At 49.1% G+C, this 14,659-nt stretch carries 13 protein-coding genes; all 13 read left to right on the top strand.

Annotated features, from left to right (window positions below):
- Window positions 1-41 precede the first annotated feature (41 nt).
- The 13 genes from BN1247_RS10780 (at window position 42) to BN1247_RS10720 (ending at window position 14,561) form a co-directional block, all read left to right on the top strand.
- Window positions 42-1,202, top strand: coding sequence for an ATP-grasp domain-containing protein (locus BN1247_RS10780; RefSeq protein ID WP_054950388.1), 1,161 nt, complete (start codon window positions 42-44; stop codon window positions 1,200-1,202).
- Window positions 1,199-2,485, top strand: a complete 1,287-nt coding sequence (locus tag BN1247_RS10775) for an MFS transporter (protein WP_054950387.1) — start codon at window positions 1,199-1,201, stop codon at window positions 2,483-2,485. Before BN1247_RS10780 ends, BN1247_RS10775 begins: the two co-directional genes overlap by 4 nt.
- 7 nt (window positions 2,486-2,492) lie before the next feature.
- Window positions 2,493-3,614, top strand: a complete 1,122-nt coding sequence (locus BN1247_RS10770) for a dipeptide epimerase (protein WP_082415898.1) — start codon at window positions 2,493-2,495, stop codon at window positions 3,612-3,614.
- A complete protein-coding gene (locus BN1247_RS10765) occupies window positions 3,611-4,573 on the top strand; it encodes a D-2-hydroxyacid dehydrogenase family protein (RefSeq protein WP_054950385.1) in 963 nt (320 codons plus the stop codon). Before BN1247_RS10770 ends, BN1247_RS10765 begins: the two co-directional genes overlap by 4 nt.
- A gap of 123 nt (window positions 4,574-4,696) precedes the next feature.
- Window positions 4,697-6,055: an LLM class flavin-dependent oxidoreductase gene (locus BN1247_RS10760; RefSeq protein ID WP_054950384.1), complete on the top strand. Its 1,359-nt coding sequence runs from the start codon at window positions 4,697-4,699 to the stop codon at window positions 6,053-6,055.
- Window positions 6,056-6,160: 105 nt separating this feature from the next.
- The gene (locus BN1247_RS10755) at window positions 6,161-7,369 is read left to right on the top strand and encodes an ATP-grasp domain-containing protein (protein WP_054950383.1); all 1,209 of its coding nucleotides are present in this window, start codon (window positions 6,161-6,163) and stop codon (window positions 7,367-7,369) included.
- A gap of 232 nt (window positions 7,370-7,601) precedes the next feature.
- Complete coding sequence (locus BN1247_RS10750) at window positions 7,602-8,135, top strand: hypothetical protein (RefSeq protein ID WP_261796065.1); 534 nt, start codon at window positions 7,602-7,604, stop codon at window positions 8,133-8,135.
- Window positions 8,136-8,638: 503 nt separating this feature from the next.
- A complete protein-coding gene (locus BN1247_RS10745) occupies window positions 8,639-9,049 on the top strand; it encodes an endonuclease/exonuclease/phosphatase family protein (protein WP_054950382.1) in 411 nt (136 codons plus the stop codon).
- A gap of 167 nt (window positions 9,050-9,216) precedes the next feature.
- Window positions 9,217-10,368 (top strand): MFS transporter, encoded by a 1,152-nt coding sequence (locus BN1247_RS10740; RefSeq protein WP_315969597.1) that lies wholly within the window; start codon window positions 9,217-9,219, stop codon window positions 10,366-10,368.
- A 161-nt stretch (window positions 10,369-10,529) separates the two neighbouring features.
- On the top strand, window positions 10,530-11,597 hold the full coding sequence (locus BN1247_RS10735; protein ID WP_054951613.1) for an undecaprenyldiphospho-muramoylpentapeptide beta-N-acetylglucosaminyltransferase: 1,068 nt from the start codon (window positions 10,530-10,532) through the stop codon (window positions 11,595-11,597).
- A 318-nt stretch (window positions 11,598-11,915) separates the two neighbouring features.
- Complete coding sequence (locus BN1247_RS10730; protein WP_054950380.1) at window positions 11,916-12,869, top strand: ABC transporter permease; 954 nt, start codon at window positions 11,916-11,918, stop codon at window positions 12,867-12,869.
- Window positions 12,859-13,809, top strand: coding sequence for an iron chelate uptake ABC transporter family permease subunit (locus tag BN1247_RS10725; RefSeq protein WP_054950379.1), 951 nt, complete (start codon window positions 12,859-12,861; stop codon window positions 13,807-13,809). The genes BN1247_RS10730 and BN1247_RS10725 overlap by 11 nt, the downstream gene beginning before the upstream one ends.
- On the top strand, window positions 13,803-14,561 hold the full coding sequence (locus tag BN1247_RS10720; protein ID WP_054950378.1) for an iron ABC transporter ATP-binding protein: 759 nt from the start codon (window positions 13,803-13,805) through the stop codon (window positions 14,559-14,561). Before BN1247_RS10725 ends, BN1247_RS10720 begins: the two co-directional genes overlap by 7 nt.
- The last annotated feature ends 98 nt before the right edge of the window (window positions 14,562-14,659 follow it).

The raw sequence follows: 14,659 nt of genomic DNA, 5'->3' as shown, positions 1-14,659 counted from the left end.
CCATGTCCTGTCATATGTTACTTGTCGGGAGGTCACGACAAGTGCACGCTAAAGCGAAGCAGTTAGGCATGAAGCTAAGCATGCTGATTCCGATGTCGAAGCTTCAAACGCCGAACCGTTTAAACCTTTACGATCGTCTCGTTGGGTTGCCCGCGACGGCACCGGTCGAGGAATGGGTGGCGGCAGCACACATGATTCACCGTTCGGATCCTATTGACGCCATAGGCGGATTCAACGAAGTGTTTCAGGGATATGCAGCCACTATTTCGCGTGCCTTACAGATTCCGTTTCACGTACCGGAAGTTATTCGCCGTATAGGGAAAAAGGACGAGATGCGACGGGTGTTGCGCGAAAATGGGCTAGATCCGACCCCCTCACTTCTCGTTACTAGTCCCGACGAAATCGCAGCATTCGGAGAAGATTACGGCTATCCGCTCGTGATAAAACCTGTAGATGGACGCGGTAGTTTGGGAGTTTCTATTGTACGTAACAGTCGAGAAATTCCAGCTGCGCTCGATTGGTTTAACACGTGGTCGCCGGGTTATGGGATGCTCGTAGAAAAATTTTTAGAGGGTGAGGAATACAGTGTCGAAGCATTCTCGGAAAGGGGCAGGCACCGCGTCGTTTGTGTCACACAAAAATTTAAAGATCCTATAACGAGTGTCGAAACAGGTCACTGTCTACCAGCTCCCATTACAGATGACACGCATACGCTTATTGCGCATTTCGTAACACGTGCGCTCACTGTTCTAGGCTTGGAAAATGGGCCGTCGCACACAGAGGTTATTCTTACGGGGGATGGCCCGCGTATCGTTGAAACTCATGCGCGATTAGGAGGCGACAGTATTGTCGATTTGATCCAATTGGTGAGCGGCACTGATCTCGACGAGCTGTGGATTCGGCAAACTGCTGGAGAGCAGGTGTTTGATGAGGTTCCCAGCCGATTAGACCGATTCGCCGCCATCTATTTTGTCACACCGCGGGGAATGGGAACTCTCGAACGGGTCGAGAGAGTAGAAGACGCTTCGTCGATGGCCGGCGTCGTGCGCGTTGAAGTACTTCAAGATTTAGGGACCAAAGTGCAAGGGGCCTATGATTCGTTTTCGCGAGGGGCTTGTGTCATTGCGGTAGGTGATACGAGTACGGAGGCGACGGTACGTGCACAAAAGGCGGCAGAACATCTTAGGTTTGTCGTATCATGAGTAAGTTTGCGGGCCGTTTAGGCGTGCCCCCAGCTGGCCGTTGGCTGTTGGCCGCAACACTCGTGACGACTGTGGGAAACGGGATGCATACGCTTGCCACCGGCAAGCTTCTGTACGACAGTACGGGATCAGTTGCCGCCTTTGGTGCCGTTATCATTTTTGAGCAAGTCATCAGCTTCCTGATGCAAGTGGTCGCTGGTCCTAAAGTTGATCGTAGCGATCCGAAACGTACGTGTGTCCAAGTTGAACTGATACGCGGCGGATTGTTAATCGGCTTTGCGCTGGCCATGCTCGTTTCGCACAATGTGTTTTTATGGATCATGCTGATGACGTTAAGTATTAAAGTGACCCAACCTTTTTACCGCGCGGCAACATTTGCTTTAGCGCCAGCAGTGATGTCGAGCGAGTCACTCGGCCGTTTTAACGGCTATTCGAATATTTGTCTACAAGGGGGACAGCTGTTGGGTGTCGCTTTGGCCGGTGTGGTTATTCATTATTGGGGGGCACCAGCTGCGTTTTTGATAAATGGAGTGACATTTATTTTTTCTGCCGTGTCAATAAGTTTCATCACTGTTCCCCATGCGGAGATAGTACGCGCAACCGGCATGTCACCACGTATTTCATGGAAACAGTTACTAAAGGAATGGCGTGAATTTTTCTTGCTTCTTCGGCGAGAAATTGGGCTCGGATGGCACCTTATGTTGAACACTGTCGACTCGCTTGCCGTCATCTTGTTCAATCTTGTATTAGTTCCACTTGTGGCAGTAAGGTACGGCGGTAGCGCTTACTGGCTCTCAATCGTGGACGGCGCCTTCGCTGTCGGCGCGATGGCGACAGCTGTCGTAGTTGCACCGCTAACGAACCGTTGGGGGTCGCATACGACAGTCGTCATCGGTGTTGGTGGTCAAGCCGTATGTTTCCTGTTGCTAGGTCTTACCGATCAAACATGGCTAACGTTAGGTTTAACTTTCGGAATAGGTGCGTGCAACACGATATCTTGGACCGTGTTAATGACTACCTTGCAGCTCAGAGTCCAAGGACGGCCGATTAAAGGTCGGATTGGCACTGCGCGCAATTTGCTAACGTCGGTTACCGCAGCAGCTTTAGTCCCACTAGTTTCTAAAACACTAGACTTCTCTCTAGAGTGGGCGTTCATACTAAGCGGCGGTATTTGCTTAGCGTTTACAGCGATCGCGATCGTATTCGGACTTTCTCGTGTATTGGGAGCAAACTTGTTGGGGGAACACCCGCAAGGAAAGCATGTGACGACGGGAAGAGGATAGGTTGTGAATGGCGACGGGGGAATGTATGCATGTGGGGGGACTACAGAGAGTTAGAGAGGAGGTGAGTCTTATAAAACTGACCCTCGATATATTGAACCTACACCTCGATGAACCGTTTGTCAGCAACAAAGGAAGTGTGACAAACGTTCGCCAGATGGTCGTTCATCTGCATTGGGAACGGTATGTAGGGATAGGAACCGCTGTCTTTGCGAAAGAGTACGGCATGCACGCCCATACTGTGCAGGAGGCGCTCGCCAAATGTGCGAAACTTTTCAGCGGCGCAACACCTTTTGAGATCGAGCACCTTCTTGATCTGGTCGAAGCCGTTGTGCCAGGGCAACCAACAGTTGTTGCTGCGGTGGACATGGCGCTTCACGACCTCCTCGGCAAGGTCGTCGGTTTGCCCCTTCATCGATTATGGGGGTTCGACGGTTTACCGTTGCCGTCGACTGGCCTCTCTGTCGGTGTTAGGCATGAGCAAGAGTTAATCGAACGCGTGCAGCAATTTGCACAGTGGCCGATTCTTAAAATCAAGTTGACAGCTGCGCATGACGTCCATCTCGTTCGCCGTCTTCGGGACGTGTATGCCGGTCGCATCTGGATCGACGGCAACGGCTCTTGGGAGGATGCCAAAGAGGCTGTTGCTGCCTCAGAAGTATTCTACGAATGCGGTGTGGAGCTTTTAGAGCAGCCCATTCGAGCTGGCTTACTTGAGTGTTTACGCGTTGTCCGCGAGTATTCGCCGATTCCGATTGTGGTGGACGAAGATTGTTTCGGACCTCAAGATGTGCTGCGGGTCAAAGATTGTGCCGACGTTATTAATATCAAGCTTCTCAAGTGCGGCGGTTTACGTCGAGCCTTAGAAATGATACGGTTAGCGCGCCGTTTAGGGTTTGCAGTTATGCTTGGCTGTAAGACAGAGAGTGTCGTCGGTATTACAGCGATGGCGCAACTGGCAGGGCTTGCCGACTACTTAGATCTTGACGGACACCTCGACTTGTCCGATGATCCCTACAGTGGGATGACCGTTGTACGCGGTCAGATTTTGTTACCGGAAAAGCCAGGAATCGGTGTGACGACGCAGTCTGAGAAGTATCGGAAAACTCGAACGGAGGTAGAACAACAATGAAAAAATTTCGCTGTGCGGTATTGGATGATTACCAGCAGGTGGCATTAACCGTAGCCGATTGGTCAAAGATTGCGGATACAGTAGAGGTTAGACCCTTTTACAAACATATTGATAAGGAAGATGATCTCGTACAGGCGATTGACGACTGTGAAATTGTCGTGATTATGCGGGAAAGAACGCCTTTTCGCGCATCGCTTTTTAAGCGTCTGCCGCAACTAAAGTTATTGATTACAACAGGTATGCGCAATGCGTCGATCGATTTGGCAGCTGCCGCTGCACACGGTGTCGTCGTTTGCGGGACAAAAAGTAGTTCCCAGCCCCCGACTGAGTTAACGTGGGCACTCATCCTCGGGCTTGCACGCCATATCGTACAAGAAAATGATGCCTTACGCCACAATGGTCCGTGGCAAAGCACGGTTGGGGAGGATTTATATGGTAAACGACTCGGGCTACTCGGCCTTGGAAAGATTGGTAGTCAGGTTGCGCGTATCGGTCTCGCCTTCGGCATGGAAGTCGTCGCGTGGAGTGAAAATTTGACTAAAGAACGGGCTGAAGACGTAGGGGTAAGCCTAGCCACGTCGAAAGAGGAATTGCTTGCGAGCAGTGATTTTGTCTCGATCCACCTTAAGTTGAGTGAACGAACGAGAGGTTTGATCGGGGCTACAGAACTTAAGCTTATGCGCCCTTCGGCATATTTAATCAATACGTCGCGCGCGTCCATTGTCGATCGAGCGGCGCTCATAGAGGCGCTACAAAACCGCTGGATTGCCGGTGCAGGCATTGATGTGTTCGAGACGGAGCCTCTGCCGGAGAACGATATCTTTCGTTTGCTGCCTAACGTTCTTTGTACCCCGCATATCGGGTATGTGTCGCAAGCGAATTACCAGACGTATTACCGTGAAGTAGTGGAGAACATACAGGCCTTTCTAACTGACTCTCCTATAAGAGTACTGTCTTAATGGCACTGTTTTTTTACTAGGAGCGCTTGCACGGTTACGAGCGAGCACGTTTCTAATCGATCGGTTGATGCGATGACAGACTAGCAGTGGCCGAATGGGTTTATTAAAAAGGAGTTGAAAAGTATGGTAAAACAAAGGATGCTCAAACTGGGGGCTTTTCTACCAGCTCCGGGTCACCACGTGGCGGCGTGGCGTCACCCAAATGCGCAACCCGATGGCGGACTCGATTTTCATTATTACCGTTCACTCGTTCAGACGGCGGAGCGCGGAAAGTTCGACATGGTCTTTCTGTCTGACGGGGTAGGTATTCGTACCCACTATAAAGACGAAGACGAGTTAAGCCGCTGGGGGCGTATCGTCCACTTTGAACCATTGACTTTACTGTCGGCACTCGCAGTCGTTACTAAGCATATCGGCTTAGCCGCTACCGCCTCGACCACTTACAACGAGCCGTTTCACATTGCGCGCAAATTCGCCTCGTTGGATTACCTTAGCGGTGGCCGCTCCGGGTGGAACGTCGTCACTTCTGTTACGGACGTAGAGGCACAAAATTTCAACCTAGACAAGCAGCCGACACATAGGACGAGGTATCGGCGGGCACGGGAATTTATGGAGGTTGTCACTGGATTGTGGGACAGTTGGGAAGACGATGCCTTTCTATACAACAAACAATCTGGGCGTTACTTTGATCCGAAGAAGCTACATATTTTAAACCATAAGGGTGAATTTTTTTCTGTCCGTGGACCGTTAAATGTGGCGCGCCCCCCGCAGGGATATCCGGTAATTGTACAAGCAGGCGCGTCGAAAGATGGACAAGATTTCGCCGCACGTTGGGCAGAGGTAGTATTTACAGCTCACCAGACTCTTGAACAGGCGCAAACGTTTTACAGTAACATGAAAAAACAGGCCGCAAATTACGGTCGTTCGCCAGATCAAGTGAAGATCCTTCCGGGTGTATTTCCCGTCATCGGTCGGACGAAAGCCGAAGCGGAGGAAAAGTATAGGACGTTGCAGGATTTGGTCGACCCAGTTGTCGGACTCGGTTTACTTACGGGATTGTTAGGCGACGTGGATATTTCGCAATATCCGCTGGACGGTCCGCTACCCGAGTTGCCTGAAACAGAGGGGAGTACGAGCCGCCAAAAACTTATTTACGAACAAGCGCGTCGCGAAGGATTGACCATCCGCCAGCTCTATCTCTCTGTTACGGGTTCTCGTGGGCATCGTTTTATTTTGGGAACGCCACAGACTATTGCAGACGAGTTAGAGGATTGGTTCGTTAACGGTGCGGCAGATGGGTTTAACATTATGCCACCCTACCTGCCGGACGGCCTAACAGATTTTGTAGAAATGGTTGTACCCGAATTACAGAATCGCGGGTTGTTTCGCGAAGATTACGAGGGGACGACGTTGCGCGAGAACCTCGGTTTGGAACGTCCGAACTATGTCGTACAGAAAGAACCTTCTTTATACACAGAATAACAGCCAAGGAATAACGCTAGTGATCGGCGAAGGCCTGCCGATCACTAGCCGGGGAATGAACGCATGTGTTGTGAAACCAATCATTCGGAAGGGGAATGCGGCAAAATGTCGTCGGGAAAGCGAATCCTTTACATCGGCGGAGGGCGGGAGGCGCTGGAGACATTGCAAAAGGCCAAGTCTCTCGATTTAGAAGTCCTCTACATTCAACAAAAGAATAAATTCAATGATATGTTGTTAGACTACGTCGATAAGGTTGTTCTAATTGATTACAGAGACAATAATGTCCTCATTCCAATCGCGAAGACGTTACAGACTATCTTTCCGTTTACATGTGCACTCTCAATGAGTGAGGATGCGCTTGTTCCTGCCGCACATGTGCGTGATGCATTAGGGTTATCCGGTAATTCAACGAAAACCGTACAGCTCCTTAAGGATAAATCCCTTATGCGGCAGAAATTAAATACGCTAGGGATCAGTCCCGTCGCTGCTCGAGTTGGTCACACGCTGGAAGATATCATCGCTTTCGGGGATACTCATGGCACGCCATTTGTAATTAAGCCGACGGCGGAAGCGGGTAGTTTTGGCGTATTCCGTGTAGATGATACCGTGCAGTTAAAGGATATATGGCGGCAGATACAAGCCTTGAAAATATCGCCGTTCTTGCTAGAAGAGTATCTCGACGGTCCGGAGATCAGCGTAGAATCGTTTACATTTCACGGAAGACACGTGATATTAGCAGTTACCGATAAGCGAACACTAGACGCGGTGGAAATTGGCCACTCAATTCCCGCACAACTTGATAAGGAGACGTACGATCTCGTCGTTAACCTTGTCCATACGTTCCTCGATGCAGTAACCTTCGCAGAAGGTCCGGCGCATACAGAAATTAAGCTCACGCATAAAGGGCCGAGGATCGTAGAGTCTCACGATCGCCCCGGGGGCGATCGCATTAACGAGTTAGTCCGTCTCGCATACGGTGTCGATATGAAAGAAATGACGCTCGGGTGGCCCTGTGGGCTTGTGGAACCATTGGAGACTTCACCACAAATTCAGGGTGGATCGGCGATCCATTTTTTTACGACGCGTGAGGGCATCGTTCAAGAGGTTTCTGGAGAGGATGACGTTAAGCATCTAGAAGGAGTTGTCGAACTTAATATAGGGGTTAAACGTGGAGATTACGTACATCGCTTAAGGGAATCGTATGATCGTTTTGGGTGGGTTGTGGCTAGAGGGACTAACGTACAGGAAGCTATAAACCGCTGCCAAGAGGTTGATCGTACGGTGCAAATTCGTGTTGATATGGGCGAAGCGTAAAGGTCTAACTTCTCGTCGCCCGCTGTCTCTGAAGCAAAAGAAAAAGAGTGGCGGCAATATGAGCTTTGCTTTTGGTCTGCGTATCGGTTTGTTTTTTTGCTTTTATTCTCGTTCGTTTTTGCATGGGTCGGTTCGTTTCGGCGCCGGAATAAGATTGCCACTGTTGAACGTTAAGCAGAATCGTTAGTATAGGCCTGTCGCTCTTCCGAATCGGGTCTTTCTCCGCGCTTTTCTGCCTGTTTACGGCATTGCTTTAGCCGAAGTACACGGAGCCGGGCTTTCGTTAGAAGAATTCGAAGAAAAAATCGCCAGCAACAAAGATCTTCCGTCGTTTATGCGCAACGCGAACGACTGGTTGTGTTCGCAGTTCGGATGGACGATTAAATCGACAGTGCAACAATTAGTGCCAATGACTTGTGATCACGACTTACACTCGGAAACGTTAGGCAAAACGATTCCAGCGGGTCACGCGACGGGAATGTCGGCCATCGTCACGACCGTCACCCACCAAGGGCCGGTCGTCGTAACCGAATGTATCGGAAAAGTGTATGCCGAAGGGGAAGTGGACCGTAACGATTGGGTGCTGCGCGGCGAACCGGAAACGGTGGTCAATATCGCTTGCCCGGCAACCGTTGAATTAACGTGTGCCACAGTTGTAAACCGCATTCCCGATCTCCTTGAAGCGCCAGCAGGTTATTATACGACGGAAAAAATGCCAGTTGCTAAGTACCGGACGTACCCGCTTCACTTTTATGTAAATGACTAACATTTGAAACGATAGGGGCTGCCCCAGGTGATCGCTCTTCGCTCAGTGATCACGCTGACAGGTTGCCCCTTTTTTTTGCTTCAACCCTATTCAAACTTCTACATCAAACGTCTACTTCAAACGCCTACATCAAACGTTTACTTCAAACGTCTACATCAAATGTTTACTTCAAACGTCTACATCAAATGTTTACATCAAAAGGATTCAATCATTCCATACATGCGGATCGTATAGTAAAATGTTAGGTGCGAATTGTAATAATTGTATCGTTCATCTAGTACATATATTTTCACCTTGTGGGAGAGAAAAATGAGAGAGCCGCGGAGAACACGATTTAGAACGGCAGTAAGGATCGTTATTACTGCTGTTTTTACTGTTGCAGTTACTTTTTTGTTTTTTATCGTTGAGGTATTCTTTCAAGAGCCCGTTAGCACGCCAAAGGACGAACATAATACCGCGGTTCTACTAGGAAAAGGCGCGGCAACCATGAACGGCGCGGTTTGTTGGAAGTACGTCTTAACGTCTGTGGTCAAGACATATATTTTTATTCGACTCACCTTGGTTTATCGGCACAAGAACGAGCGCGCCATACTAAGGAAATACTGGCGATCACTACAAAAAGAAATGGCCACAGCATCGTCGTCGGCGATTTCAACGCGTATCCGCAAAGTCCAGAAATACTATGGCTCGCATCACATTTCAACGATGTGTTTGCGAGTGAAACTGCAGCGTACACGTATCCGACTCCGTACAAACATGCAAAAACGGGGGCTGTATCTGCTCCGTATGCCCGGATCGACTATATTTTTTCGATCCAAAAATTTAAAATAAGTCGCACCGAAGTGTTACTGACTAACGCTTCCGACCATTTACCACCAATGGCTGAAATTGTGCTACCGTACAAAAAACGATAAGCGAATGGTGGAAGAAAGTGCCGTTTTTTTCCGAGAAGCGAATCTATAAAGCTAGTATTACTGTTTAACATCATTCCTTACGTGTTTGCTTATGGTACAATGGTGCTTATTCATTCGGAAAGTGGGCGATACGTATACAACCGAAATTATGGACGAAGTCCTTTATTTTGTTAATACTTGCCAACCTGTTCACGTTTATGAGTTTCCAAATGCTCGTGCCGACGGTACCTCCGTACTTGCAGCAGCTGGGCGGGTCGGAAATTGCAGTCGGGTTGGCGACGACGCTTTTTTCGATCGCAGCCGTCGTCATCCGCCCGCTGATCGGCTTCATCTTAGAAAGCCAGACGAGGAAAAAGCTCGTGCTCTCCGGTTCCGTGGCGCTCTTAATCGTCACCGTCTGCTATGCGCTGTTTCCACTTGTCGGCGCCTTTCTGTTGTTGCGGTTTGTCCACGGGATCGCCTGGGGGTGGGCGACGACGTCGAACGGCACGGCGGCAGTCGACCTCGTACCGACGAAGCGAATCGGCGAGGGGATGGGGTATTACGGTCTCTCTATAACACTCGGGATGATTATTGCGCCGAGTTTAGGGATTTACGTCTATCAACACTATCCATTCGAGCAGTTGATCGTCGTCGCAGCCATTTTGGGTGTAATCGCCTTGGGGCTATTTGTCGCGACAACGTTTCAAACGCCCGAGAGTGTGACTAAGAATGAGTTATCTATTAAATCGTTTTCTTTCTTCGGGTCACTCATCGAGAAAAACAGTTTGTTTCCGGCACTCGTAACGCTCATTACAACGTTCGGATACGGAGCGATCGTCACCTTCATCGTCATTTTTTCTGAAGAAAAGCAGCTAGACAAGGTTTACCTTTTTTATTTGTGTAATGCCATCGCTGCAACCGTCGTGCGCCCAATTACCGGTAAGTGGTTTGACCGGCGCGGGCCGTGGTCGCTGACGATCGTTTGCGCCGTCTTAGCGTTTCTCGGCATGTGGGCGCTGGCGCTTGCGGAAAACAATGGACATTTAATATTGTCTGGCGTTTTGTTCGGTCTCGGTTACGGCTCGATGCTTCCGGCGATCCAAGCGTGGATTCTCGCGCGGACGACGCGGGAAAAGAGCGGCATCGCTAACGGGATGTTTTACTCAGCGATCGATTTCGGCATCGGGATTAGTGCACTTGCGATGGGGGCGCTAAAACCGTTCGTCGGAACGGCAGCCCTGTTTGAAATATCTAGCTTTTTCTTCCTCGGAGTCATCGTCCTGATGGTCATCGACTATCGGCGGCAAAAGCAGGAGAAAAAAACTAGCAAAGCTTAAGGAAAACCTATTTAACCCCCGCTTTATTCGAGGCGTGCGTTGTTTAGATGATACAACGATACAGGAAAAACTGGGCGGAGATGTTATAATAGCATTAATGAGGATTGATCGTTACTGGCAACGGGCGTTGCACAAGCGTACCGAAGGTAGGGGTGGGCAAACTGAAACAGAAAATCATATTTACCGGTGGCGGCTCGGCGGGGCATGTGACGGTAAATTTAGCGTTAATACCTAGATTTAAACAGATAGGATGGGACGTTGCGTACATAGGGTCGCGTGACGGGATCGAGAAGCAACTCGTCGGCAACTTGGACGATGTGCCGTATTTTGCCGTGGCGACAGGGAAATTGCGGCGGTATTTTGACTGGAACAACTTTAAAGACCCGTTTAAGGTGATGAAAGGGATTTTTCAGGCATACCGGATTATTAAACGGGAGAAACCTGCTGTCATTTTTTCCAAAGGCGGTTTCGTGTCGGTACCGGTCGTCATCGGCGCACGGTTAAATAAAGTACCGACGATTATCCACGAATCGGATTTAACGCCGGGACTCGCGAACAAGTTGTCGATTCCTTTTGCGACGAAAGTGTGTACGACGTTTCCGGAGACGGCTAAGCATTTGAAAGGCGATAAGGTTGTGCACGTCGGGGCAGTCGTGCGCGACGAGTTGAAGCAAGGGAATGCGCTCCGCGGGTTTACGTACTGTGGATTTACGAAGACGAAGCCGGTCATATTGATCATGGGCGGCAGTTTAGGCTCACAGCGCATCAACGAAACGGTACGCGCCAACTTGTCCACATTACTGTCTGAGTTTCAAATCGTACACATTTGCGGAAAAGGGCAAGTTGACCCGTCGATCGAGGAACGCCACTACAAACAATTTGAGTACGTGAGCGAAGAATTGCCGAACCTAATGGCGATGGCTGATTTTGTCATATCGCGGGCGGGCTCGAATGCGATTTTTGAATTTCTCGCCTTGCGTAAACCGATGCTGCTCATCCCGCTGTCGCGGGCTGCGAGTCGCGGCGATCAAATCTTGAATGCGAAGTCGTTTGCGGACGCGGGCTATGCGGAAGTGTTGCAAGAAGAAGCGTTGACCGACGAGTCGTTCGTCGCTGCTGTGCGCCGCGTGTATGAGAACAGGGCGCAAATTACCCGCCAAATGGAGCAAAAAGAAGGCGAGGAAGCGATTGACAAAGTGATCGCCCTACTAGAAGAAAGCGCCAAGTGAGCTGTGTACACCGAGAGCGTGGGATTTGTGCATGTCGAGAGCGTAGAAGTTGTACGTGCTGAGCATGTATGTCATAGAAGAGTGAGTCGTGTTAACGTTTATCACCTAACGGTTACCACCCAATGAGATGTCCAGTAGTCTCAAGGGTGGTTTTCTACTTTTTGCCACTAATTTATAGTAGATGCTATTTAAGGCAGTGTCCTATAATTTTTTCCAACAAAATAAGACGAAAGTATTGACTGTTGCTAAAGGGGTGTTATAATACTCATTAGCATCATTGATAATGAATATCATTATTAATATATAAAAGGATGGCTCATGAAAAAAAGATACTTATGGATCGCACTGATCGTGTTGTCGTTCGCATCACTGTTCATTGGGGTAAAAGATGTGAAACCGCTAGATTTATTTCGTCTGACTGACGAGCAAACACAAATTTTACTCGTCAGTCGGTTGCCGCGGCTCATTAGTATTGTATTAGCTGGGGCGAGTATGAGTATTTGCGGGCTCATTATGCAAAACTTAAGCCGCAATAAGTTTGTCTCCCCGACGACGGCAGGCACGTTGGACGCGGCACGGTTGGGCGTTCTCGTTTCGCTTATGCTATTTGCGGCGGCGAGTCCGTTGCAGAAAATGCTTGTCGCGTTCGTGTTCGCACTACTTGGGACGTTTTTGTTTATGAAGATTCTCGAGCGGATTAAGTTTAAGGACACGATTTTCATCCCGCTCGTCGGGTTGATGTTCGGGAACATTATGAGTTCGCTCGCGACGTTTTTTGCGTATAAGCACGACCTCATTCAAAACATGTCGGCATGGTTACAGGGCGATTTTTCGATGATTATTAAAGGTCGCTACGAGCTGTTGTACATAAGCATTCCGCTCGTCATCATCGCTTACGCGTTTGCCAATAAGTTTACGGTGGCGGGGATGGGGGAAGATTTCGCGAAGAACTTAGGGTTAAACTATAAACAGGTTGTCAATATCGGCTTAATCATCGTCGCCTTAGTGACGTCCGCGGTCGTGCTAACTGTCGGGACGATTCCGTTTCTCGGTTTGATCATCCCGAACATCGTCACAATTTACCAAGGGGATCACTTGAAGAAGAGTCTTTCTCACACGGCACTGTTAGGGGCTTCCTTCGTGTTGTTTTGCGACATTCTCGGCCGGGTGATCATTTATCCGTACGAGATCTCGATCAGCTTGACCGTCGGAGTGATCGGCAGTGGGATTTTTGCTTACTTACTCATGAGGAGAAGGACATATGGGTTATAAAGCGAAAACGGGAATGCTCGCAACTGTCGCCGCGCTATTAGTCGTTTCGTTTTTGTCTGTCAAACTAGGGGGCAATTGGGAATACGCCTTACCGCGACGGGGGCTGAAACTACTAGCCATCGTCCTTACTGGGGCGGCGATCGCTTTCTCGACCGTCGTGTTTCAGACGATTACGAACAACCGCATTTTGACGCCGAGTATTTTAGGGTTAGATTCGCTCTATATGTTGATCCAGACGGTGATCGTGTTCGCCTTTGGTGGGACGACGCTGACGTTGATGAACAGCCAAACCCACTTTTTACTGTCGGTCGGGTTGATGGTACTGTTTTCGGCTGTGTTGTATAAGGTGCTTTTTAAGCGGGAAGAGCAAAATATTTACTTCCTCCTCTTAATTGGATTGATTTTTGGTACGCTGTTTCAAAGTTTAGCGACGTTTATGGAAGTGTTGATCGACCCGAACGAGTTTCAGATCGTACAAGACAAAATGTTCGCTAGCTTTAACAACATTAATACCGATTTGCTGTTCATTGCCGGCCTTTGTTTGTTCCTTGCGACGCTGTATTGTTTGCGGTTTACGAAGTACTTAGACGTCCTCGCACTCGGAAGAGAACAGGCGATCAACTTGGGAGTGGCTTACGATCACGTCGTCAAACGGCTACTGATCGTCGTAGCGGTGCTCATTTCCGTCGCGACGGCATTAGTCGGGCCGATCACGTTTCTCGGGTTGCTCGTCGTCAATGTGACGTATCAGTTTCTGCAGACGTATCGGCATAAGTACTTGATTTTAGGTGCTGTATGTATAAGTATCATCGCGTTAGTAGGCGGACAAATGATCGTGGAGCACGTATTTACGTTTGCGACGACGCTCAGTGTCATTATCAACTTTGTCGGTGGCGTGTACTTCATATATTTATTGCTAAAGGAGAATAAATCTTGGTAGAAGTGAAGAACGTCTCGAAAACTTACGGTAACAAGAAGGTCGTAGACGACGTTTCCGTCCGTATCGCTAAAGGAAAAATCACTTCCTTCATCGGACCGAACGGCGCGGGCAAAAGTACGTTATTAGCGATGATTAGTCGACTCATTTCTTGCGATGAAGGGGAGATTTTTATCGAAGGGCGGGAGGTTGGTCAGTGTAAAAGCAACGAGCTGGCAAGAAAGATCTCCATATTAAAGCAGTCAAACCACATTGCGCTGCGCCTGACGGTAAGGGAGCTCGTCTCTTTCGGTCGCTTTCCGTATTCGCAAGGACGGTTGACGCAGGAAGACTGGCAATACGTAGCGGAAGCCATTCACTATATGGGGCTCGAGGACATTCAAGAGAAGTATATAGACCAGTTAAGTGGAGGGCAAAGGCAACGGGCGTACATCGCGATGGTGATCGCCCAAGACACGGAATATATTTTGCTCGACGAGCCGCTTAACAACTTAGATATGAAACATTCAGTGCAGATTATGAAAATATTGCGCAAGCTGGCAGACGAGCTCGACAAGACAATCCTCATCGTGCTGCACGACATTAACTTTGCCTCCGTTTATTCCGATTACATCGTGGCGCTTAGGGAGGGAAAGGTCGTGCGGGAAGGGGCGACGGAGGAGATTATAAACCAGGCGGCATTAAAAGAAATATACGATATGGACATTCATGTGCGCGACATTGATCGCTGTAAAATCTGCGTGTACTTTGCTTAGTGCGATGTTAGGTGAGCAGTCGAAAGTTGCGGCCGTAGGCGATAAACCGATCCGTCTGACCATACATTGCGTCTTTTTTTAAGCTGATAGTGAGAATG

Source organism: Numidum massiliense (assembly GCF_001375555.1).
In the GTDB taxonomy this organism is placed as follows: domain Bacteria; phylum Bacillota; class Bacilli; order Thermoactinomycetales; family Novibacillaceae; genus Numidum; species Numidum massiliense.
The sequence above is the reverse complement of the archived record's forward strand: the minus strand, read 5'-3'. Positions and strand labels throughout refer to the sequence as shown.

What these genes read in the sequence shown, in the direction of transcription:
- BN1247_RS10755 (WP_054950383.1), top strand. Translation starts at nt 6,161, where the DNA reads ATGTCGTCGGGAAAGCGAATCCTTTACATCGGCGGAGGGCGGGAGGCG.
- BN1247_RS10770 (WP_082415898.1), top strand. Translation starts at nt 2,493, where the DNA reads ATGGCGACGGGGGAATGTATGCATGTGGGGGGACTACAGAGAGTTAGA.
- BN1247_RS10775 (WP_054950387.1), top strand. Translation starts at nt 1,199, where the DNA reads ATGAGTAAGTTTGCGGGCCGTTTAGGCGTGCCCCCAGCTGGCCGTTGG.
- BN1247_RS10760 (WP_054950384.1), top strand. Translation starts at nt 4,697, where the DNA reads ATGGTAAAACAAAGGATGCTCAAACTGGGGGCTTTTCTACCAGCTCCG.
- BN1247_RS10725 (WP_054950379.1), top strand. Translation starts at nt 12,859, where the DNA reads ATGGGTTATAAAGCGAAAACGGGAATGCTCGCAACTGTCGCCGCGCTA.
- BN1247_RS10730 (WP_054950380.1), top strand. Translation starts at nt 11,916, where the DNA reads ATGAAAAAAAGATACTTATGGATCGCACTGATCGTGTTGTCGTTCGCA.
- BN1247_RS10765 (WP_054950385.1), top strand. Translation starts at nt 3,611, where the DNA reads ATGAAAAAATTTCGCTGTGCGGTATTGGATGATTACCAGCAGGTGGCA.